Consider the following 20,341-nt stretch of genomic DNA (forward strand, 5'->3'; position numbering starts at 1 on the left):
CGGAGACTAGCCGGTGTATCGAACTCGCATCCAGGCCTCGCCACAACTGTGGCCAATTTCGGCCGTCAACCGTCGCGGAATGCCACGATAGTTGACACGCCGACGTTCCGGGCAGCAGGATCGGGGCGCCGCGTCAAGGCCGCACAGGCAAGAGGGGTGACCTCCCGATGGCATTTCAGGCAGGAGGGCAGCGGCCGGCACCGCGGCCCGGCCCCGGGACTCCCGAGGCCGCCCAGGACTATCTGCGGGACTACGCCGTCCTGCTGGACTCCGTTCCCTTCCCCTCGCTGGTCGTGGACCACCGGTGGGACGTCCTGCTCACCAACGGCGCCTTCCGGACACTTTTCCAGGGCGTGGAACCACATCCGACGGCCCACCCCGGCGCCAACTTCCTCCGCTTCGTGCTGTTCCATCCCGATGCCGCCACGGTGCTGGGCGACCACGAGGCGGGCTGGTGCCTGCCCATGCTGGCGGACTTCTCCGCGACCGCCGAGCGGCACCCCCACGACCCCGTGCTGCACGCCGTGCGGCGGGACATCGCCCAGGACCCGATCATGGACGCAGCCTTCCGGCAGGGTCTGCCGCACTGGCTGCGCGCCGTGGGCGAGCGGGCCGCCGGACACGACGGCTCGGTACGGCCGTTGCTGCACCCGGATCCCCGCTGGGGCGCCACGGAGTGCCGTCTGCTGGTGGAGACCACCTCCGTCCTCGAGGAGACGGAGTGCCGCCGGGTGACGTTCGTCCTCCGGGAGCCGTCCCGCGCCGCCGGCCGGGACCGCAGGACCCGACGCGCCGCCTCCCACCTGCGCGTGGTCCCCAGCACCGACTGAACACCCCCGGGAACACCCGTTCCCGCCCTGTTCCCCGCCCGTGTGATGTGTGACATAGTACTGGCGTGAGCGAGTCGCTGACCTGCGATGTCGTGGTGGTGGGCGCCGGGATGACGGGCGCCGCCTGCGCCCTGTACGCGGCTCGCGCCGGACTCGACGTCACCGTCGTGGACCGCGGCCCCGTGGCCGGCGGGACGACCGGCGCGGGGGAGGGGAACCTCCTCGTCTCCGACAAGGCGCCCGGACCCGAGCTCGATCTGGCGCTGCTGTCCCTCCGGCTGTGGGCGGAGCTCGCCGCGCACCACGGCCCCGACGTCGAGTACGACGCCAAGGGCGGCCTGGTCGTCGCGGAGACCCCCGAGGCGTACGACGGGCTGCGGGCGTTCGCCGACGTCCAGCGCGCGGCCGGGGTGACGGCCGAACCCGTGCCCGCCGGCCGTCTCCACGACTTCGAACCGCGCCTCGCGCCCGGCCTCCCGGGCGGGGTGCGTTACCCGCAGGACGCCCAGGTGATGCCCGCCCTCGCGGCGGCGCACCTGCTGAAGGCGTCCGGCGCCCGCCTCCTCACCGGCCGCGAGGTGACCAGCGTCCTGCGCGCCCGCGACGGCACCGTGCGCGGCGTCCGCACCCCGCGCGGCGACCTCCACGCCCCCGCGGTCGTCAACGCGGCCGGCACCTGGGGCGGCGAACTCGCCTCCCGGGCCGGCGTGTTCCTGCCGGTCATGCCCAGGCGCGGCTTCGTCCTCGTCACCGAGCCGCTGCCGCCCCGCATCCGGCACAAGGTGTACGCCGCCGACTACGTCGCCGACGTCGCGGGCGACACGGCGGACCTGCTGACCTCCCCGGTGGTGGAGGGGACGGCCGCGGGACCGGTCCTCGTCGGCGCCAGCCGCGAACGCGTCGGGTTCGACCGCTCCCTGTCGCTCGGCGCCGTGCGGGCGCTGGCCGCGGGGGCGACCCGGCTGTTCCCGTTCCTGTCCGGGGTGCGCGCCCTGCGCACGTACGCCGGGTTCCGGCCGTACCTGCCCGATCATCTTCCGGCGATCGGCCCCGACCCGCGGGCGCCGGGGCTGTTCCACGCCTGCGGGCACGAGGGCGCCGGCATCGGGCTGGCGCCGGGCACGGGGCTGTTGATCGCACAGGCGCTCACCGGGAAGTCGCCCGAGCTGGACCTCGCGCCCTTCCGGCCCGACCGCTTCCCCCGCCCGACGAAGGAGGCCGCGCGGTGAGAACTCCCGAAGGCGACGGCACGGGGCGGGCGTTCGAGGTGACCTTCGACGGGCGGCCGGTCGAGGCGCTGCCCGGGCGGACGGTCGCCGCGGTGCTCTGGGCGGCCGGCGTCACCACCTGGCGCACCACCCGCGACGGCGGGCGCCCTCGCGGGGTGTTCTGCGGCATCGGCGTCTGCTTCGACTGCCTCGTCACCGTCAACGGCCGCCCGAACCAACGCGCGTGCCTGGTGCCGGCGCGCCCGGGGGACGTCATCCGCACCCAGGAGGGCACCGGCCATGAGGACTGACCTCGCGGTGATCGGCGCGGGCCCGGCGGGCATCGCCGCGGCCCTCGCGGCGGCGCGGCGCGGCATCCGGGTCGCGCTGGTCGACGCGGCGCCGGGGCCCGGCGGACAGTACTTCCGGCAGCCCGCGCCCGGCCTTGACACGGAAGGCGCCGTCCCGCGGCACGGGCCGCGCACCTGGACCCGGCTGCGGGACGCCCTCGCGGCGAGCACCGTCGACGTACGGCCGGAGCACCATGTGTGGTGTGTCGAGCGGGAGTCCGCAGGGCTGACGGTGCACGCGCTGCTCGGGCCGGAACAGCGGGAATCCGTCGAACTGCGCGCCGACGCCGTGCTCCTCGCCACCGGCGGGTACGAGACGGTGCTGCCGTTCCCCGGCTGGACCCTGCCGGGCGTCGTCACGGCGGGCGGCGCGCAGGCCATGCTCAAGGGCGGTCTCGTCACCCCGGGGCACACGGCCGTGGTCGCCGGGGCCGGCCCGCTGCTGCTGCCCGTGGCCACCGGACTCGCGGCGGCGGGCGTCCGCGTCGCCGCGCTCGTCGAGTCCTCCGACCCCGCACGCCTGCCACGCCACGCCCGCGCCCTGGCCGGCAGGCTGCCCGAGGCGGCGGGGTACGCGGCGCGCCTGCTGCGCCACCGCGTACCGGTGCTCACCCGGCACACCGTGGTCCGCGCCCACGGGGAGGACCGGCTGACCGGCGTCACCGTCGCCGCCCTCGACGCGCGGGGCCGCGTCCGGCCCGGTACCGAGCGGCTGCTGCCGTGCGACGCCCTCGCGGTGGGACACGGCATGCTGCCGCACACCGACCTCGCGGAGACCCTCGGCTGCCGGCTCGACGGCCACGCCGTCGCCGTCGACGCCGAACAGCGCACCGACGCACCGGGGGTGTGGGCGGCCGGGGAGGCCACGGGCATCGGCGGCGCGGCACTCGCGCTGGCCGAAGGGCACATCGCGGGACGCTCGATCGCGGCCCGGCTGCGCGGCACGGCGCCCGACGCGGACGCCTGGGCGCCGGCCGCCCGGGCCCGCTCCCGGGGGCGTACGGCCGCGGCGGCCCTGCACGCCCTGCACAGCCCGCCCGCCCACTGGGGCGAGGACGTCCCGGACGACACGGTGATCTGCCGCTGCGAGGAGGTCACCGCGGGCGCCGTCCGCGAGGCCCTCACCCTCGGCGCCGGCGACACCCGCACGGTCAAGCTGCTCACCCGCGCGGGAATGGGCTGGTGCCAGGGACGCATGTGCGCCTCGGGGGTGGCGGCCGTCACCGGCCTCCCGCCCGCACCGGCCCGCCGCCCCTTCGCCCGCCCGGTGCCCCTGGGCGTCCTGGCGGCACAGCACCACCGGACCACCTCGCACGACGACCGTCCGCGCCCCGAGGAAGGATCACCATGACCGACCACCGCCCCTGGCGGGGAGTCCTCGTCGCCACCGCGCTGCCCCTGCGCGACGATCTGACCGTCGACCTCGACCGGTACGCCGAGCACTGTTCGTGGCTCGTGGCGAACGGGTGCGACGGGGTCGTGCCGAACGGGTCCCTGGGGGAGTACCAGGTGCTCACCCCCGAGGAGCGGGCCCGTGTCGTCGAGACGGCCGTGGCCGCCGTCGGCGGGGAGCGGGTGATGCCCGGGGTCGCCGCCTACGGATCCGCCGAGGCGCGCCGCTGGGCCGAGCAGGCCGGCGAGGCCGGATGCCGGGCGGTGATGCTCCTGCCGCCCAACGCCTACCGCGCCGACGAACGGTCCGTCCTCGCCCACTACGCCGAGGTCGCCCGCACCGGGCTGCCCGTCGTCGCGTACAACAACCCGATCGACACCAAGGTCGACCTGGTGCCGGAGTTGCTCGCCCGCATGCACGGCGAGGGGTACGTCCGCGCCGTCAAGGAGTTCTCCGGTGACGTGCGCCGCGCCTACCGGATCGCCGAACTCGCGCCGGAACTCGATCTGCTGGCCGGCGCCGACGACGTACTGCTGGAGCTCGCCGTCGCCGGGGCGAAGGGCTGGATCGCCGGGTACCCCAACGCCGTGCCCCGCACCTGTGTGGAGCTGTACCGCGCCGCGGCCGGCGGGGACCTCGCCACCGCGCTGCCGCTGTACCGGCAGCTGCACCCCCTGCTGCGCTGGGACTCGCGCGTGGAGTTCGTGCAGGCGATCAAGCTGTCGATGGACCTCGTCGGCCGTCACGGCGGGCCCTGCCGCCCGCCGCGTGTCCCGCTGGACCCGGAGCAGGAGGCGGCCGTGCGCGCCGCAACCGAGAAGGCCGTCGCGGCCGGACCGGCGTAGAGGGGGCAGGGAGATGCGCAGCTCACTCGTCCTGCACGCCGTCGACTCGCACACCGAGGGCATGCCCACCCGTGTGATCACCGGCGGCATCGGCGTCATCCCGGGTGCCACGATGAACGAACGACGCCTGTGGTTCCGTGAACACCGGGACCACGTGAAGCAGTTGCTGATGAACGAGCCGCGGGGCCACGCGGCCATGAGCGGCGCGATCCTCCAGCCGCCGACCCGGCCCGACTGCGACTGGGGCGTCGTCTACATCGAGGTGTCCGGCTACCTGCCGATGTGCGGGCACGGCACCATCGGCGTGGCGACCGTGCTGGTGAAGACGGGCATGGTCGAGGTCGTCGAGCCGGTCACCACCGTGCGCCTGGACACCCCCGCCGGTGTCGTCGTCGCCGAGGTGGAGGTCGCGGACGGCTCCGCCACCGCCGTGACCCTGCGCAACGTGCCTTCGTTCGCCGTCGCCCTGGACCGCGAGGTGACCCTGCCGGACGGGCGCACGGTCACCTACGACCTGGCGTACGGCGGGAACTTCTACGCCGTCCTGCCGCTGGAGCGGTTCGGGCTGCCCTTCGAGCGGTCCCGCAAGGACGAGATTCTGGCGGCCGGGCTGTCCCTCATGGAGGCGATCAACGCCGAGGGTGAGCCCGTCCACCCGGAGGACCCGTCCATCCACGGCTGCCACCACGTCCAGGTGACCGCGCCCGGCTCCACCGCCCGGCACTCCCGGCACGCCATGGTGATCCATCCCGGCTGGTTCGACCGCTCGCCGTGCGGCACCGGGACCAGCGCCCGCATGGCCCAGCTGCACGCCCGCGGCGAACTCCCGCTGCACACCGAGTTCGTCAACGAGTCCTTCATCGGCACCCGGTTCACGGGCAGGCTGCTCGGCACCACCGAGGTGGCCGGGAGCCCCGCCGTGCTGCCCAGCTTCACCGGACGCGCCTGGATCACGGGCACCGCCCAGTACCTGCTGGACCCGACGGACCCGTTCCCCGCGGGGTTCGTCCTGTGACCGCCGGCGGCCCCGCCCTGCCCGCGCTCGGCGGACGCGGGCCCAGCTACCGCGAGCGGGTCGCGGACGCCCTGCGGGCCGCGCTGACCGCCGGTGAACTGCGGCCCGGCGAGGTGTACTCGGCGCCGGGGCTCGCGGCCCGCTTCGGCGTCTCCGCCACGCCCGTGCGCGAGGCGCTGCTCGACCTCGCCAAGGAAGGGCTGGTGGACGCGGTCCCCAACAAGGGGTACCGGGTCACCGCCGTCTCCGAGCGGCAGCTCGACGAGTACAAGCACGTACGCGCCCTGATCGAGATCCCGACCACGGCGGCGCTGGCCGTCACGGCCGACCCGGCCGCGCTCGCCGCACTGCGTCCGGTCGCCGGGGAGATCGTCGCCGCCGCGGCGGCCGGGGACCTCATCGGGTACATCGACGCCGACCGGCGCTTCCACCTCGGCCTGCTCGCGCTCGCCGGGAACGCCCATCTCGTCGAGGTGGTCCGGGACCTGCGCCGCCGCTCCCGGCTGTACGGGCTGACCGCGCTGGCGGAGCAAGGGCGGCTGCGGGCGTCGGCGGAGGAGCACCTCGAACTCCTCGACGCGCTGCTCGCCCGGGACACCGGCACCGTACGCGCGGTGATGACCCGTCACCTCGGGCATGTGAGAGGGCTGTGGGCAGCGCCCTGACTCGGAGTCTTGCGCGATTACGCAAGCAGCTTGCGTATCTTACGCTACGCTTGCGGCCATGACGCGACGACTTGCTGTGGTGGCGAAGAAGGTCGGGGTCAGCGAGGCCACGGTCAGCCGGGTGCTCAACGGCAAGCCGGGAGTCTCCGAGGCGACCCGGCAGGCGGTGCTCTCCGCCCTCGACGTGCTCGGCTACGAGCGGCCCACCCAGTTGCGCGGCGAGCGCGCCCGGCTGGTCGGCCTGGTCCTGCCCGAGCTGCAGAACCCGATCTTCCCCGCCTTCGCCGAGGTCATCGGCGGCGCGCTGGCCCAGCTCGGACTCACCCCCGTGCTGTGCACCCAGACCCGGGGCGGGGTCTCCGAGGCGGACTACGTCACGCTGCTGCTGCAACAGCAGGTGTCCGGCGTGGTGTTCGCCGGCGGCCTGTACGCACAGGCCGACGCCCCCCACGACCACTACCGGCAGCTCGCCGAGCGCAACATTCCCGTCGTCCTCGTCAACGCGGCCATCGAACACCTCGGTTTCCCGGCCGTGTCGTGCGACGACGCCGTGGCCGTGGAGCAGGCCTGGCGCCATCTCGCCTCCCTCGGGCACGAACGCATCGGCCTGGTGCTCGGCCCCGGCGACCACGTGCCGTCGGCGCGCAAGCTGGCGGCCGCGCGGGCGGTGGCCGGCGAGGTGCCCGAGGAGCACGTCGCCCGCGCCATGTTCTCCATCGAGGGCGGCCACGCCGCGGCCACCCGGCTCATCGAGCGGGGCGTCACCGGCTTCATCTGCGCCAGCGACCCCCTCGCCCTCGGCGTCGTGCGCGCCGCCCGGCGAAAGGGGCTCGACGTCCCGGGCCGGATCTCCGTCGTCGGGTACGACGACTCCGCGCTGATGAACTGCACCGAACCCCCGCTCACCACCGTGCGCCAGCCCATCGAGGCCATGGGCAAGGCGGTGGTGGAACTGCTCAACGCTCAGATCAGCGGCAGCACGGTGGCGCCGGAAGAGCTCCTGTTCGAGCCCGAGTTGGTGGTGCGCGGCTCGACCGGACAGGCACCGCGCGGCTGACCTGCCGTCAACTGTCGAATAATTGCAAATTCTGCGCGACATATTGCGGACCGATGTTGTCGGTGCTTGAGTGTGCCCCGCCCACCGCTCCTGTTCCGAGGGGTTCACTCGCTCCTGTCCCGTAAGGGGTCCACCGATGAGAAGCACCGGGATCAGCCGTACCCTCGTCGCGCTCGGCGTCGGCGCCCTCGCGCTGACGGCCTGCGGCTCGGGCGGCGACGACGCCGCCGACGGCAAGACACGCATCACCGTCAACTGCATGCCGCCCAAGAGCGCCAAGGTCGACCGCCAGTTCTTCGAGGACGAGATCGCCGCCTTCGAGAAGAAGAACCCGGACATCGACGTCGTCCCGCACGACGCGTTCCCCTGCCAGGACCCCAAGACGTTCGACGCCAAGCTCGCCGGCGGCCAGATGGAGGACGTGTTCTACACGTACTTCACGGACGCCCGGCACGTCGTCGACATCGACCAGGCCGCCGACCTCACCCCGTACGTCAAGGAGCTCAAGAGCTACGGCACCATCCAGCAGCAGCTCCGCGACATCTACACCGTCGACGGCAAGGTCTACGGCATCCCCCGCACCGGCTACTCCATGGGCCTGATCTACAACCGGGAACTGTTCGAGAAGGCCGGTCTCGACCCCGACACCCCGCCCGCCACCTGGGACGAGGTCCGCACCGCCGCCAAGAGGATCGCTGCCCTCGGCGACGGCGTCGTCGGATACGCCGACTACAGCGCGCAGAACCAGGGCGGCTGGCACTTCACCGCCGAGCTGTACTCCCAGGGCGGGGAGGTGGTGAGCGCCGACGGCGAGAAGGCGACCGTCGACACCCCCGAGGGACGCGCCGTGCTGCAGACCCTCCACGACATGCGGTGGAAGGACGAGTCGATGGGCAGCAAGCAGCTGCTCGTCATCAATGACGCCCAGCAGATGATGGGCTCCGGCAAGCTCGGCATGTACCTCGCTGCCCCCGACAACATCCCGATCCTGGTGAAGGAGAAGGGCGCCGAGTACGAGAACATCGCCATCGCCCCCATGCCCGGCGGCAAGGCCACCCTCGTCGGCGGCGACGGCTACATGTTCAGCAAGAAGGCCACCCCCGAGCAGATCCGCGCCGGCCTCCAGTGGCTCGACCACATGTTCCTCACCCCCGGCGACGGGTTCCTCGGCGACTACGCCCGCGCCAAGCAGCACGACGCCCCCGTCGGCCTGCCCGAGCCGCGCCTGTTCACCGGCGCCGCCGACGCCAGGGACCAGCAGGTCAAGGAGGCCCACGCCAATGTCCCGGTGGGGAACTACCAGGCCTTCCTCGACGGCAACCAGAAGCTCGAGATGAAGATCGAGCCGCCGAACGCCCAGCAGCTCTACTCCGTCCTCGACGGCGTCGTCTCCGCCGTCCTCACCAAGGAGGACGCCGACATCGACCAGCTGCTGAAGGACGCCGCCGCCAAGATCGACGGCATCCTTTCCCGGAGCTGACGGTGACGAAGACGGCCGAACGGCCGCCCGCAGTGCGGGTCCGTCCGGTGAAGGCGCCGCCCCCTGCGGGTGACCGCAGGCGGCGCCGCCTCACCGACCACCTGCGCGCGTACGGCTTCCTCCTCGGCGGGCTGATCTGCTTCGCGCTGTTCTCCTGGTACCCCGCGGTCCGCGCCGTCGTGATCGCCTTCCAGAAGTACACGCCCGGCTCGGACCCCGAATGGGTCGGCACCGCCAACTTCACCCGCGTCTGGCAGGACCCCGAGTTCGCCGCCGCCTGGCGCAACACCCTCACCTTCACCCTGCTCGCCCTGCTGATCGGCTTCGCGGTCCCCTTCGTGCTGGCCCTCGTCCTCAACGAACTCCGCCACGCCAAGGCGTTCTTCCGGGTCGTCGTCTACCTGCCGGTGATGATCCCGCCCGTGGTGAGCGCCCTGCTGTGGAAGTGGTTCTACGACCCGGGCGCCGGCCTCGCCAACGAGGCGCTGCGCCTCCTCCACCTGCCGACCTCGAACTGGTCCAACGGCGCCGACACGGCCCTGGTCTCCCTGGTGATCGTCGCCACCTGGGCCAACATGGGCGGCACCGTGCTCATCTACCTCGCCGCGCTCCAGTCCATCCCCGGCGAGCTGTACGAGGCCGCCGAACTCGACGGGGCGAACCTGCTCCAGCGCGTCCGGCACGTCACCGTCCCGCAGACCCGGTTCGTGATCCTCATGCTGATGCTGCTGCAGATCATCGCCACCATGCAGGTGTTCACCGAACCGTTCGTGATCACCGGGGGCGGCCCGGAGAACGCCACCGTCACCGTCCTCTACCTCATCTACAAGTACGCCTTCCTCTACAACGACTTCGGCGGCGCCTGCGCACTCAGCGTCATGCTGCTCGCCCTGCTCGGCGCGTTCTCCGCCGTCTACCTCCGCCTCACCCGTTCCGGAGAGGAGGCCGTATGAGCAGCGGCACCCGCACCCTGGTGTCACCGGCGGTCCTGGCCCGCCCGCGCGGCAGGGCCGTCTACTGGACGGTCTTCACCGGAGTCGTCCTGCTGTTCACGCTCGCGTTCCTGTTCCCGGTGTTCTGGATGGCCACGGGCGCGATGAAGTCGCCGGACGAGGTGGCCCGCACCCCTCCCACCCTCGTCCCCGAGAGCTGGAGCACCGCCGGTTACGCCGACGCCTGGGAGCTGATGCAGCTGCCCACGCATCTGTGGAACACGGTGGTCCAGGCGGCCGGCGCCTGGACCTTCCAGCTCGTGTTCTGCACGGCCGCCGCCTACGCCCTGTCCAAGCTCCGCCCGGCCTTCGGCACCCTGATCCTCGGCGGCATCCTCGCCACGCTGATGGTTCCCGCCCAGGCCCTCGTCGTGCCGAAGTACCTGACCGTCGCGGACCTCGGACTGCTCAACGACCCGCTCGCCATCTGGCTGCCGGCCGTCGCCAACGCCTTCAACCTGTACCTGCTCAAGCGGTTCTTCGACCAGCTGCCCAGGGACGTCCTGGAGGCCGCCGAGATCGACGGCGCGGGCAAGCTGCGCATCCTCTGGTCGATCGTGCTGCCCATGTCGCGGCCGGTGCTCGGCGTGGTGTCGATCTTCGCGCTGGTCGCAGTATGGCAGGACTTCCTCTGGCCGCTGATGGTCTTCTCCGACACCGACAAGCAGCCCATCAGCGTGGCCCTCGTCCAGCTGTCGCAGAACATCCAGCTCACCGTGCTGATCGCCGCGATGGTGATCGCCAGCATCCCCATGGTCGCGCTGTTCCTCGTCTTCCAGCGGCACATCATCGCCGGGATCAGCGCGGGCAGCACCAAGGGCTGACACCGGCCCCCGTCCACAGAAGAGAGAGGCACCCACGTGGGACGACAGCCCACCCCTGCCACCGACGACGGCTGGTGGCGCTCCGCCGTCATCTACCAGGTGTACGTCCGCAGCTTCGCCGACGGCGACGGCGACGGCACCGGCGACCTGGCCGGCGTCCGCGCCCGGCTGCCGTACCTCGCCGAACTGGGCGTCGACGCGCTGTGGTTCAACCCGTGGTACCGGTCCCCGATGAAGGACGGCGGCTACGACGTCGCCGACTACCGCGCGATCGACCCCGCCTTCGGCACCCTGGCCGAGGCGGAGAAACTCATCGCCGAGGCACGGGAACTGGGCATCCTGACCATCATCGACATCGTCCCCAACCACGTCTCCGACCAGCACCCCTGGTTCCGCGCGGCACTGGCGGGCGGCCCCGAACGGCAGCTCTTCCACTTCCGCCCCGGCCGTGGCGCCCACGGCGAACTCCCGCCCAACGACTGGCAGTCCGAGTTCGGCGGCCCCGCCTGGACCAGGCTCCCGGACGGCGACTGGTACCTGCACCTGTTCGCACCCGAGCAGCCCGACCTCAACTGGGCGCATCCCGCCGTCCGCCAGGAGCACGAGGACATCCTGCGCTTCTGGTTCGATCGGGGCGTCGCCGGCGTCCGCATCGACTCCGCCGCGCTGCTCGCCAAGGACCCCGAGCTGCCCGACTTCACCGCGGGCCGCGACCCGCACCCCTACGTCGACCGCGACGAACTCCACGACGTGTACCGCGCCTGGCGGGCCGTCGCCGACGAGTACGGGGCCGTCTTCGTCGGCGAGGTCTGGCTCCCCGACACCGAACGCTTCGCCCGCTACCTGCGCCCCGACGAACTGCACACCGCGTTCAACTTCTCCTTCATGACCTGCCCCTGGGACGCCGCGCGCCTGCGCACCTCCATCGACGACACCCTCGCCGAGCACGCCCCCGTCGGCGCCCCCGCCACCTGGGTGCTGTGCAACCACGACGTCACCCGCACCGTCACCCGCTACGGCCGCTCCGACACCGGCTTCGACTTCGCCACCAAGGCCTTCGGCACCCCGACCGACCCGGCCCTGGGCACCCGCCGGGCCCGCGCCGCCGCCCTGCTGTCCCTCGCCCTGCCCGGCGCCGTCTACGTCTACCAGGGCGAGGAGCTGGGACTGCCCGAGGCGGACATCCCGCTGGACCGCATCGAGGACCCGATGCACGCCCGCTCCGGCGGCACCGACCCCGGCCGCGACGGATGCAGGGTCCCGCTGCCCTGGTCGGCCGGCGAGCCGTACGCCGGATTCGGCGGCGAGCCCTGGCTGCCGCAGCCCGACGGCTGGGCCGCCTACGCGGCCGACCTGCAGGCCGAGGACCCCGGTTCCGTGCTCCGTCTCTACCGCGAGGCGGTCAGACTGCGACCCGTGTTCGGCGACGGCCCGCTGACCTGGCTGCCCGCACCGGAAGGCGTCCTCGTCTTCGCCCGCGCCGACGCCCTGTGCGTGGTCAACCTCTCGGACACACCCGCCGACCTCCCCGCCCACTCCGCGCTGCTCCTGGCCAGCCGCCCACTCGACGACGCCGGACGGCTGCCCGGCGACACCGCGGTGTGGCTCCGCGCCTGAGCCGCGCCCCGTCTGTTCCCGCACCCCCACACGAAGGGACCAGCACCATGACCACCCCCACCGTCAGAGGCGTGTCGGCGGCGGCCACCGCCGTCGCCCTCACCGCCGGCCTGCTCGTCGCCGTCGCCCCGGCGCCCGCCCGCGCCGCGGCCGGCGCCACCCTCCCCTTCACCTCCGTCGAGGCCGAGTCCGCCACCCACACCGGAAGCCGCATCGGCCCGGACCACACCCAGGGCACCCTCGCCTCCGAGGCGTCCGGCCGCCAGGCGGTCCGCCTGAACGCGGGGCAGCGCGTGGAGTTCACCGTGCCGCGCGCCGCCAACGCCGTCACCGTGGCGTACAGCGTCCCCGACGGCCGGTCCGGCTCGCTGGACGTGTACGTCAACGGACAGCGCCTCGACCGGACCCTGCCGGTCACCTCCAAGTACAGCTACGTGGACACCCCGTGGATCCCGGGCGCCCGCACCCACCACCTCTACGCCAACGCGCGCATGCTGCTCGGCCGTGACGTCCAGGCGGGCGACACCGTCGCCCTCCAGGCCGGCGACGTCCAAGTGACGGTCGACGTGGCCGACTTCGAGCAGGCACCCGGCGCCGCCGCCCGCCCCTCCGGCTCCGTCTCCGTCACCGACAAGGGCGCCGACCCCACCGGGCAGGGCGACTCCACCCAGGCGTTCCGGGAGGCCGTCGCCGCCGCCCAGGGCGGGACCGTGTGGATCCCGCCGGGGGAGTACCGGCTGACCTCGTCCCTGAACGGCGTCCAGAACGTCACCCTCCGGGGCGCGGGCCACTGGCACTCAGTCGTGCGCAGCTCCCGCTTCATCGACCAGACGACCTCCTCCGGCAAGGTCCACATCAAGGACTTCGCCGTGATCGGCGAGGTCACCGAACGCGTCGACGCCAACCCGGACAACTTCGTCAACGGCTCCCTGGGCCCGGACTCGACCGTCTCCGGCATGTGGCTCCAGCACCTCAAGGTGGGTCTCTGGCTGACCGGGAACAACGACAACCTCGTCGTCGAGAACAGCCGCTTCCTCGACATGACCGCCGACGGTCTCAACCTCAACGGCAACGCCCGCGGGGTGAAGGTCCGCAACAACTTCCTGCGCAACCAGGGCGACGACGCCCTCGCCATGTGGTCGCTGAACGCGCCCGACGTGAACAGCGTCTTCGAGAACAACACGATCACCCAGCCGAACCTCGCCAACGGCATCGCGATCTACGGCGGCACCGACATCACCGTCCGGAACAACCTGATCGCCGACACCAACGCCCTCGGCAGCGGCATCGCCATCTCCAACCAGAAGTTCCTGGACCCGTTCCACCCGCTGTCCGGCACCATCACCGTCGACGGCAACACGCTGGTCCGCACGGGAGCGATGAACCCCAACTGGAACCATCCGATGGCCGCCCTGCGCGTCGACTCCTACGACAGCGCCGTCGAGGCCCAGGTGCGGATCACGAACACCACGATCACCGACAGCCCGTACAGCGCCTTCGAGTTCGTCTCCGGCGGCGGACGCGGCCTCGCCGCACGGAACATCACCGTCGACGGCGCCACCGTGAACCGGGTCGGGACGGTCGTCGTACAGGCGGAGACCCAGGGCGCCGCCACCTTCCGGAACGTCACCGCGACGGGCGTCGGCTCGGCCGGGATCTACAACTGCCCCTACCCCGCGGGATCCGGCGCCTTCACCGTCACCGACGGCGGCGGCAACTCCGGCTGGGACAGCACCTGGCAGGACTGCTCCACCTGGCCCGAGCCCGGCCAGGGCGAGCCGCAGCCCGGCCCGGACCGCAACCTGGCCCTGAACCGCCCGGCCACCGCCACCGGCTCGCAGGACGTGTACACCCCCGGCAAGGCGGTCGACGGTGACCCGAACACCTACTGGGAGTCCGCCAACCACGCCTTCCCGCAGACCCTGACGGTCGACCTGGGCGCCACCCGCGACGTACGCCGGGTGGTGCTGAAGCTGCCGCCGCAGGCCGCGTGGCAGGCGCGTACCCAGACGCTGTCCGTGCAGGGCAGCACCGACGGCTCCGCGTACACGACGCTGGCCGCAGCCCGGGAGCACCGCTTCGACCCGGCGACCGGGAACACGGTGACCGTTCCGGTCGACGCCGGCCTGCGCCATCTGCGGCTGCACGTCACCGGCAACACCGGCTGGCCGGCCGCCCAGTTCGGCGAGGTGGAGGTGTACGGGTCCTGACCTCGCGAAGCGGGCGGGGTCAGCGGCTGACGAGCAGACCCCGCCCGCGCAGCACGCGCCGCTCCAGCGGGCTGAAGATCAGCAGGTCGATGGCGATGCCGACGCACAGGATCAGCAGGATCGCCAGGAACACCTGCGGCATGCTGCTGTTGTTGCGGCCGTTCTCCAGCAACTGGCCGAGGCCGACGCCGAGATCGGGCGAGGAGGCGATGATCTCGGCGGCCATCAGCGATCGCCAGGAGAACGCCCAGCCCTGCTTGAGACCGGCCACGTAGCCGGGGAGCGCGGCGGGCATCACGATGTACCGCGCGCCGCGCAGCCCGGTCGCGCCCAGGGTGCGTCCGGCGCGCAGGAACAGCGGCGGGATCTGGTCGATGCCCGCCACCAGGCCGTTGGCGATGGACGGGACCGCGCCGAGCAGGATCACCGCGAACATCATCGAGTCGTTCAGGCCCAGCCAGATCACGGCGGGCGGCACCCAGGCGACCGACGGCAGCGACTGCAGGCCCGACAGGATCGGGCCGATGGCCGCCCGGACGAAGGTCACCCGTGCCACCAGCAGACCGAGCGGGGTGCCGATGGCGAGCGCGAACAGGAAGCCGAGCAGACCGCGCGAGACGGACGTCCAGATGTAGTCGAGCAGCGTGCCCTGCAGCCAGGCCGCGCGCACCTCGCCCCACACGTCCGACGGGGAGGCGAGCTTGTACGGGGGAGCGACCTCCGCCCACACCAGGACCTGCCACACCACCAGCACCAGGGCGACGGCGGTGACCGGCGGCAGCACCTTGCGCAGCAGCGTCTGTCCGACCGGGGTGCGGACCGTCTGCGTCGCGTCCAGCGCGTCGAGGCCCGCTTCGAGACCGGCGAGGTCGTCCGGGTCCGGGGGCGAGGCGGTCCTCCCCGTGACGGCGGCGGCTTTCTCAGTGCTGGCCATGACGGCGGATCTCCCCACGCAGTTCTTCGGTGATCTCGGCGGACAGCTCCGCGACGGCGGAGTCCTCCAGGCGGCGCGGCTGCGGCAGGTCCACCGTCCACTGCCGGGCGATGCGGCCCGGCCGGGACGACAGCAGGACGACGCGCTGGGCGAGCCGCACCGCCTCGCGCACGTTGTGCGTCACGAACAGCACCGACAGGCCCGTTTCCCGCCAGATCCGGGTCAGTTCGTCGTGCAGCACGTCACGGGTGATGGCGTCGAGCGCGGCGAACGGCTCGTCCATCAGCAGCAGCCGGCTGTCCTGGGCGAGGGCGCGGGCCAGGGCGACACGCTGGCGCATACCGCCGGACAGCTCGTGCACCCGCTTGCCGTGCGCGTCCTTCAGCCGCACCAGCTCCAGCAGCCGCTCCGCCTCCTGACGGCGCTCCGGCTTGCCCATCCCGCGCAGCTTCAGGGCGAGTTCGATGTTCTTGCCCGCGGTGAGCCACGGGAACAGGGCGTGCTCCTGGAACATCAGGGCGGGCCGGCCGTCGGTGCCGATGGTGCCGGCGGACGGCCGGTCGAGCCCGGCGACCAGGTTGAGCAGTGTCGACTTGCCGCACCCCGAGGCGCCCAGGAGGGTGACGAACTCGCCGGGCGCGACGTCGAGGGTGATGTCGTCCAGCACGAGCTGCCGTCCGCCCGGGGCGCCCGGAGCGGGAAAGGACTTCGAGACGTGCCCGACCCGTGCGGCGTACTCCGCCGTCGTGGTGTCCTCGGCCGTCCCGGCCATCGTGGTGGCCATGGTCGTCATCTCCTGGGATCTCGTCGGGGCGCGGGGTGGTCAGCGGACGCCGAGACCGGCGTCGTCGACCGCCGGCCTGCCCTCGGCCTTGAGGACCTTGTTGAGCGGCTCGAGGTCGTAGATGCCCTTCAGGCCGGGCTTCTCCAGCAGGCCGGCCGACACCGCGTGGGCCGCCTGGGCGTCGAGGGTGGAGGCCAGCGGGTCGTCGAGGAAGGTGATGGACTCCCACGCCGGGTTGAGGACCTCGTCCGGCAGGGCCTTGCCGGACAGCTTCTCCAGCGCCTTGTTCGCGGACGCCTTGGCCTCGTCCGGGTTGGCGTTGATCCACGCGTTGGTCTTCACCGAGCCGCGCAGGACGGCCTCGACGACGTCCGGGTGCTCCTTGAGGAACTTCTGCGACACGATGATGTTGGTGATCACGAACTTCTTGTCCGGCCAGATCTCGGACTCGTCGAGCAGCACCTTCGCGCCGTCCGCGACCAGCTTGGACGCGGTGGGCTCGGGCACCCAGGCGCCGTCGACGGAGCCGGACTTGTAGGCGTCCGGGGTGATCTTGTTCTCGGTGCGCACCACGGACACGTCGCCCTTGCCGCTCTGGGCGTCGACCTTCCAGCCCTTCTCGGCGATCCAGTGCAGGAAGGCCACGTCCTGGGTGTTGCCGAGCTGCGGCGTGGCGATCTTCTTGCCCCTGAGGTCGTCCAGGGTCTTGATCTTGTCCGGGTTCACCACGAGCTTCACGCCGCCGGAGGCCGAACCGCCGATGATGCGCAGGTTCTTGCCGGCGGACTTGGTGTAGCCGTTGATGGACGGGGAGGGGCCGATCCAGCCGATGTCGATGGACCCGGCGTTGAGCGCCTCGATCTCGGAAGGACCGGCGTTGAACGTCGACGCCTTGATCGTGGTGCCGCCCAACTCCTTCTGGAGGAGGCCCTCCTGCACGCCGACCAGTGCGGTGGCGTGCGTGAGGTTGGGGAAGTAGCCGATCTTCACCTCGGAGGCGGAGAGCTTCTTCGCGTCCGCCGCGACCTCCGCCCGTGGGGCGTCGTCCTCGGCGTCGGACCCGTAGCCGCAGGCGGTGAGCAGGAGCGGGAGGGCCGCCAGGGCGGCGACGGTGCGCAGGATGGTGAGCGGTCGTGCGGCAGACACGGAGGTGTCCTCTCGGGAGAGCGCGGTTCGGGACGAGACCGGCGTACGGGTGTGGCTCAGGGGCACGCGGCCGTCGGGCCGGCCTCACGGGGGGAGGCGGCCGCGGCTTCGCGTGCGGTGCGGGGAACGAGCGGGCTCAGGGGCGTCGCCGGCCGCTGGTGCGGTTCCGGCGGGGCCTCAGACCGGCCGACAGATGGCGCTGGAGGTGCGGCCGAAGTCGATGTGGCGGCGCGAGGTCAGCAGGAGGCGTGCGGCGACGTCGGACGGACGCGCGGGCATGGCCACCCCCTGTGGATCCCTAGTTTTCCTACCTGGCTGCTAGGGATCGTGGCAGAAAGCAGCCCCCACCCCAAGAGGCTGCTCATATGATGGACGCCGATCGCTCACATGATGAGAAACGCCTGTTCGGCGACCGGAATCAGGGATTCACCCAGGCCTTCGGGGCGTCCGCCAACGCGGCCACCCCGGCCGGAAGCCGGGCCGACGCCACGTCGGCGAGGGAGACGCCCTCCAGGATCTGGCGCACGTTCGACCGCAGCGCGATCCACAGCGGCAACAGCGACTCGGCGGGACCGGAGTAGGACAGCTCGGGCGGGCGCACGCCGCGCACCGAGACCAGCGGGCCCTCCACGACGCGGATGACGTCGGCGATGCTGATCGCGTCGGCGGGCTTCGCCAGCCGGTATCCGCCGTTCCCGCCGCGCTGGCTCACCACGAGCCCGCCCCGGCGCATGTCGTTGAGGATGCTCTCCAGGAACTTGTGCGGGATGTCCTGAGCGTCGGCGATCGCCTCGGCCTTGAGCGGCCCGTCGTCCCCGGACGACGCGAGTTGCAGCGCGGCGCGCACCGCGTAGTCCGCCCTGGCTGAGATCCGCATGCGGTCATTATCCCGTACGGCCCGTGCCGCCCTCCACCCGCGTCGAGGAGGGCGCCCGGCGGTGGGTCAGCGGAGGGCCTGCACGGCGTAGAGGACGCCCACCGCGGTGGCGAGGGAACCCAGCAGCAGACGCAGCCCGGTCTCGGGAAGGCGTGGCTGGAGCCGCGCCCCGAGATACCCGCCGATCAGTCCGCCCAGTCCGCAGGCCAGCCCCAGGTGCCAGTCCGGGGCCACGTCGCCGGTGCCCGCCAGGGACAGCAGCGCGAAGGCGCCCGCGCCCGCGACGGAGGTGACGAACGTCGAGGCGAGCGCCGCCGGGGCCACCCTGGCGACGGACATGCCGCGCCCGACCAGCAGCGGCCCGAGCAGCGAGCCTCCGCCGATGCCGTAGACCCCGCCGACGACGCCGACCGCCAGGGCCAGCCCGGTCACGACGCGCGGCGACGGCTCGGCGCCCCCGGCCGCCTGGGCGGGCTTCACCGTGCGCCGGATCAGCCACAGGCCGAGCGGCACCAGCAGCACGGCGATCAGCAGCCGGAAGACGGTGGCGCCGGGGACGGCGAACACCCGCACGGCCGCGCCCACGACCACTCCGGGCAGGGTGCCGCTCACCAGACGGCGGGTCAGCGGGTCGCGCAGCAGACCCGTGCGGTGGTGCCGCAGCAGCGCGCCGGGCCCGGCCACCACGTTGAACAGCAGGTTCGTCGGCGTGACCGCCGGGCTCGGCACCCCGAGGACGCTGAGCTGCACCGGCAGCAGGAACACCGCGCCGGACACCCCGGCCGGCGTGGTCGCCACCGAGATGACCAGTCCCGCTGCCAGTCCGGCGAGTCCGGTGGACCAGGTCACGGCACGTCCTAGGAGAAAGGTCCCGAGGGGTCAGGCGGGCAGCACGAACGGGGGGTGGGCGCCGTTGAGGAAGTAGTCCCCGACGTCACGCAACCGGTGCGCGACGGGCTCGTACAGGGTATGTGTCCGGGCGTTGCGCCAGAAGCGGTCGAAGCCGAGCCGCGCGGACGCCGAGCGCGGGCCGACGATGTCGAGCGCCCGGGTCGCGGACTCATGCGCCGCGCGGGAGGCCGCCGTCCCGGCCATGGACACCAGGGCGGACACGTCCGCGTACTCGTCGTACGTCAGGTCCTCGCCGCGCTCCAGCCCTCGCCGTACGGCGTCCAGGGCCTGCTCGCACAGCGCGGACGCGGACCGGGCGAGCACGGTCAGTTCGCCGTACGCGGTGAGTGCCTGCGGGTCGTCGGGCGCGCCGGCGGACGGGACGGGCTGCCACGGGTGGTGCCCGGCCCTGCTGTACTCGCGTACCTCGGCCAGCACCCCCTCGGCCGTGCCGAGCAGCAGCTGCACGGAGAACAGCCGGCCCACCGGCGCGGCCAGGGCGGCCCGGGGGACCAGGTGGTCCTCGTCCGCGGACAGCGAGCCCAGGACGTCGTCGGAGGCCACCGGCACGTCGTCGAACTCCACGCTGCCGCCGCCCGCGAGCCGCAGCCCGAAGGTGTCGCCCGCCGCGTCGACCACCACGCCCCTGCGGGCCGGGTCCACGACGACGGCCAGGGGCTCGCCGGTGTCCTCCCGTACCGCCCGCACGGCGAGCCGGTCGGCCACCAGCACCCCCGTCGGGTAGTTCTGGCGGCCGCCGAGAACCAGGCCGCGGGACGTGCGGGAAAGCGTCAGCGGAGGGTCCTGCGGGGCGAACCCGCCACCCCAGCACCACTGTTCGGCCGCCGAGCGTTCCACCGTCCGCAGGGCCGTCCCGGGGTCGGCGAAGAACCGGGCGCTCCACGAGAGGAAGTAGTGGGAGCCGAGGAGCTGTCCTATGGCCCCGTCGGCCGTGGAGATCTCCCGCACCACCGCGTAGGCCGTGTCCCAGTCCGCGCCCGCGCCGCCCGGCCCGGCCGGTGTGAGCAGGGTCAGCAGCCCCGCCTCGCGCAGCCGGGACACCTCGTCGACGGGCGCCTTGCCGGCCTGTTCCCGGACCACGGTGTCCGTGGCGAGGTCGTCCGCCGCCTCACGGGCCACGCGCAGCCAGTGCGCCCGGCCGTGCGCGACGGGTTCGGCCGGGGGCGCGGGGCTGGCCGGCGCGGCGGCGGCAGGGCACATGG

Annotated in this window: 20 protein-coding genes; 13 read left to right on the forward strand and 7 right to left on the reverse strand. The window is 72.8% G+C overall.

The window, feature by feature from the left end:
• Positions 1 to 167 precede the first annotated feature (167 nt).
• From ACF1AG_RS29125 to ACF1AG_RS29185, 13 genes are all read left to right on the forward strand, one after another.
• Positions 168 to 830 (forward strand): hypothetical protein, encoded by a 663-nt coding sequence (locus ACF1AG_RS29125; protein WP_391810631.1) that lies wholly within the window; start codon positions 168 to 170, stop codon positions 828 to 830.
• A gap of 65 nt (positions 831 to 895) precedes the next feature.
• On the forward strand, positions 896 to 2,059 hold the full coding sequence (locus ACF1AG_RS29130; RefSeq protein ID WP_387797434.1) for an NAD(P)/FAD-dependent oxidoreductase: 1,164 nt from the start codon (positions 896 to 898) through the stop codon (positions 2,057 to 2,059).
• Positions 2,056 to 2,349, forward strand: coding sequence for a (2Fe-2S)-binding protein (locus ACF1AG_RS29135; RefSeq protein WP_391810632.1), 294 nt, complete (start codon positions 2,056 to 2,058; stop codon positions 2,347 to 2,349). The genes ACF1AG_RS29130 and ACF1AG_RS29135 overlap by 4 nt, the downstream gene beginning before the upstream one ends.
• Positions 2,339 to 3,739: an NAD(P)/FAD-dependent oxidoreductase gene (locus ACF1AG_RS29140; protein ID WP_391810633.1), complete on the forward strand. Its 1,401-nt coding sequence runs from the start codon at positions 2,339 to 2,341 to the stop codon at positions 3,737 to 3,739. Before ACF1AG_RS29135 ends, ACF1AG_RS29140 begins: the two co-directional genes overlap by 11 nt.
• The gene (locus tag ACF1AG_RS29145; protein WP_391810634.1) at positions 3,736 to 4,626 is read left to right on the forward strand and encodes a dihydrodipicolinate synthase family protein; all 891 of its coding nucleotides are present in this window, start codon (positions 3,736 to 3,738) and stop codon (positions 4,624 to 4,626) included. The genes ACF1AG_RS29140 and ACF1AG_RS29145 overlap by 4 nt, the downstream gene beginning before the upstream one ends.
• A gap of 13 nt (positions 4,627 to 4,639) precedes the next feature.
• Complete coding sequence (locus ACF1AG_RS29150) at positions 4,640 to 5,641, forward strand: proline racemase family protein (protein ID WP_391810635.1); 1,002 nt, start codon at positions 4,640 to 4,642, stop codon at positions 5,639 to 5,641.
• Positions 5,638 to 6,306 (forward strand): GntR family transcriptional regulator, encoded by a 669-nt coding sequence (locus tag ACF1AG_RS29155; RefSeq protein ID WP_387797443.1) that lies wholly within the window; start codon positions 5,638 to 5,640, stop codon positions 6,304 to 6,306. Before ACF1AG_RS29150 ends, ACF1AG_RS29155 begins: the two co-directional genes overlap by 4 nt.
• A gap of 58 nt (positions 6,307 to 6,364) precedes the next feature.
• On the forward strand, positions 6,365 to 7,363 hold the full coding sequence (locus ACF1AG_RS29160) for a LacI family DNA-binding transcriptional regulator (protein ID WP_320587676.1): 999 nt from the start codon (positions 6,365 to 6,367) through the stop codon (positions 7,361 to 7,363).
• Positions 7,364 to 7,499: 136 nt separating this feature from the next.
• Positions 7,500 to 8,843: an ABC transporter substrate-binding protein gene (locus tag ACF1AG_RS29165; protein WP_387797445.1), complete on the forward strand. Its 1,344-nt coding sequence runs from the start codon at positions 7,500 to 7,502 to the stop codon at positions 8,841 to 8,843.
• A 2-nt stretch (positions 8,844 to 8,845) separates the two neighbouring features.
• Positions 8,846 to 9,796 carry a carbohydrate ABC transporter permease gene (locus tag ACF1AG_RS29170; RefSeq protein ID WP_391810636.1) on the forward strand — a complete coding sequence of 317 codons (951 nt, stop codon included), beginning with the start codon at positions 8,846 to 8,848 and terminating at the stop codon, positions 9,794 to 9,796.
• A complete protein-coding gene (locus ACF1AG_RS29175) occupies positions 9,793 to 10,659 on the forward strand; it encodes a carbohydrate ABC transporter permease (protein WP_391810637.1) in 867 nt (288 codons plus the stop codon). The genes ACF1AG_RS29170 and ACF1AG_RS29175 overlap by 4 nt, the downstream gene beginning before the upstream one ends.
• Positions 10,660 to 10,695: 36 nt before the next feature.
• Positions 10,696 to 12,276 (forward strand): glycoside hydrolase family 13 protein, encoded by a 1,581-nt coding sequence (locus ACF1AG_RS29180; RefSeq protein WP_391810638.1) that lies wholly within the window; start codon positions 10,696 to 10,698, stop codon positions 12,274 to 12,276.
• 47 nt (positions 12,277 to 12,323) lie between these two features.
• Positions 12,324 to 14,486: a discoidin domain-containing protein gene (locus ACF1AG_RS29185; protein WP_387797451.1), complete on the forward strand. Its 2,163-nt coding sequence runs from the start codon at positions 12,324 to 12,326 to the stop codon at positions 14,484 to 14,486.
• Between the two features lie 19 nt (positions 14,487 to 14,505).
• Here the strand turns inward: ACF1AG_RS29185 and ACF1AG_RS29190 are convergent, their stop codons facing one another.
• The 7 genes from ACF1AG_RS29190 to ACF1AG_RS29220 form a co-directional block, all read right to left on the reverse strand.
• Complete coding sequence (locus ACF1AG_RS29190; protein ID WP_391810639.1) at positions 14,506 to 15,420, reverse strand: ABC transporter permease; 915 nt, start codon at positions 15,418 to 15,420, stop codon at positions 14,506 to 14,508.
• Entirely contained in the window at positions 15,407 to 16,213 is an 807-nt protein-coding gene (locus tag ACF1AG_RS29195) for an ABC transporter ATP-binding protein (protein WP_359751663.1), read from the reverse strand. The genes ACF1AG_RS29190 and ACF1AG_RS29195 overlap by 14 nt, the downstream gene beginning before the upstream one ends.
• Positions 16,214 to 16,243: 30 nt before the next feature.
• On the reverse strand, positions 16,244 to 17,350 hold the full coding sequence (locus ACF1AG_RS29200; RefSeq protein ID WP_387797454.1) for an aliphatic sulfonate ABC transporter substrate-binding protein: 1,107 nt from the start codon (positions 17,348 to 17,350) through the stop codon (positions 16,244 to 16,246).
• 177 nt (positions 17,351 to 17,527) lie between these two features.
• A complete protein-coding gene (locus tag ACF1AG_RS29205; protein ID WP_359751667.1) occupies positions 17,528 to 17,629 on the reverse strand; it encodes a putative leader peptide in 102 nt (33 codons plus the stop codon).
• A gap of 139 nt (positions 17,630 to 17,768) precedes the next feature.
• Complete coding sequence (locus ACF1AG_RS29210; protein ID WP_359751669.1) at positions 17,769 to 18,227, reverse strand: Rrf2 family transcriptional regulator; 459 nt, start codon at positions 18,225 to 18,227, stop codon at positions 17,769 to 17,771.
• Between the two features lie 66 nt (positions 18,228 to 18,293).
• On the reverse strand, positions 18,294 to 19,076 hold the full coding sequence (locus ACF1AG_RS29215; protein WP_391810640.1) for a TSUP family transporter: 783 nt from the start codon (positions 19,074 to 19,076) through the stop codon (positions 18,294 to 18,296).
• Positions 19,077 to 19,106: 30 nt separating this feature from the next.
• The gene (locus tag ACF1AG_RS29220) at positions 19,107 to 20,339 is read right to left on the reverse strand and encodes an acyl-CoA dehydrogenase family protein (RefSeq protein WP_391810641.1); all 1,233 of its coding nucleotides are present in this window, start codon (positions 20,337 to 20,339) and stop codon (positions 19,107 to 19,109) included.
• Between the last annotated feature and the right edge of the window lie 2 nt (positions 20,340 to 20,341).

Source organism: Streptomyces sp. NPDC014764 (assembly GCF_043082785.1).
GTDB lineage: Bacteria > Actinomycetota > Actinomycetes > Streptomycetales > Streptomycetaceae > Streptomyces > Streptomyces althioticus.

What these genes read in the sequence shown, in the direction of transcription:
- ACF1AG_RS29125 (WP_391810631.1), top strand. Translation starts at nt 168, where the DNA reads ATGGCATTTCAGGCAGGAGGGCAGCGGCCGGCACCGCGGCCCGGCCCC.
- ACF1AG_RS29140 (WP_391810633.1), top strand. Translation starts at nt 2,339, where the DNA reads ATGAGGACTGACCTCGCGGTGATCGGCGCGGGCCCGGCGGGCATCGCC.
- ACF1AG_RS29145 (WP_391810634.1), top strand. Translation starts at nt 3,736, where the DNA reads ATGACCGACCACCGCCCCTGGCGGGGAGTCCTCGTCGCCACCGCGCTG.
- ACF1AG_RS29150 (WP_391810635.1), top strand. Translation starts at nt 4,640, where the DNA reads ATGCGCAGCTCACTCGTCCTGCACGCCGTCGACTCGCACACCGAGGGC.
- ACF1AG_RS29160 (WP_320587676.1), top strand. Translation starts at nt 6,365, where the DNA reads ATGACGCGACGACTTGCTGTGGTGGCGAAGAAGGTCGGGGTCAGCGAG.
- ACF1AG_RS29165 (WP_387797445.1), top strand. Translation starts at nt 7,500, where the DNA reads ATGAGAAGCACCGGGATCAGCCGTACCCTCGTCGCGCTCGGCGTCGGC.
- ACF1AG_RS29175 (WP_391810637.1), top strand. Translation starts at nt 9,793, where the DNA reads ATGAGCAGCGGCACCCGCACCCTGGTGTCACCGGCGGTCCTGGCCCGC.
- ACF1AG_RS29185 (WP_387797451.1), top strand. Translation starts at nt 12,324, where the DNA reads ATGACCACCCCCACCGTCAGAGGCGTGTCGGCGGCGGCCACCGCCGTC.
- ACF1AG_RS29190 (WP_391810639.1), bottom strand. Translation starts at nt 15,420, where the DNA reads ATGGCCAGCACTGAGAAAGCCGCCGCCGTCACGGGGAGGACCGCCTCG.
- ACF1AG_RS29195 (WP_359751663.1), bottom strand. Translation starts at nt 16,213, where the DNA reads ATGACGACCATGGCCACCACGATGGCCGGGACGGCCGAGGACACCACG.
- ACF1AG_RS29205 (WP_359751667.1), bottom strand. Translation starts at nt 17,629, where the DNA reads ATGCCCGCGCGTCCGTCCGACGTCGCCGCACGCCTCCTGCTGACCTCG.
- ACF1AG_RS29210 (WP_359751669.1), bottom strand. Translation starts at nt 18,227, where the DNA reads ATGCGGATCTCAGCCAGGGCGGACTACGCGGTGCGCGCCGCGCTGCAA.
- ACF1AG_RS29220 (WP_391810641.1), bottom strand. Translation starts at nt 20,339, where the DNA reads ATGTGCCCTGCCGCCGCCGCGCCGGCCAGCCCCGCGCCCCCGGCCGAA.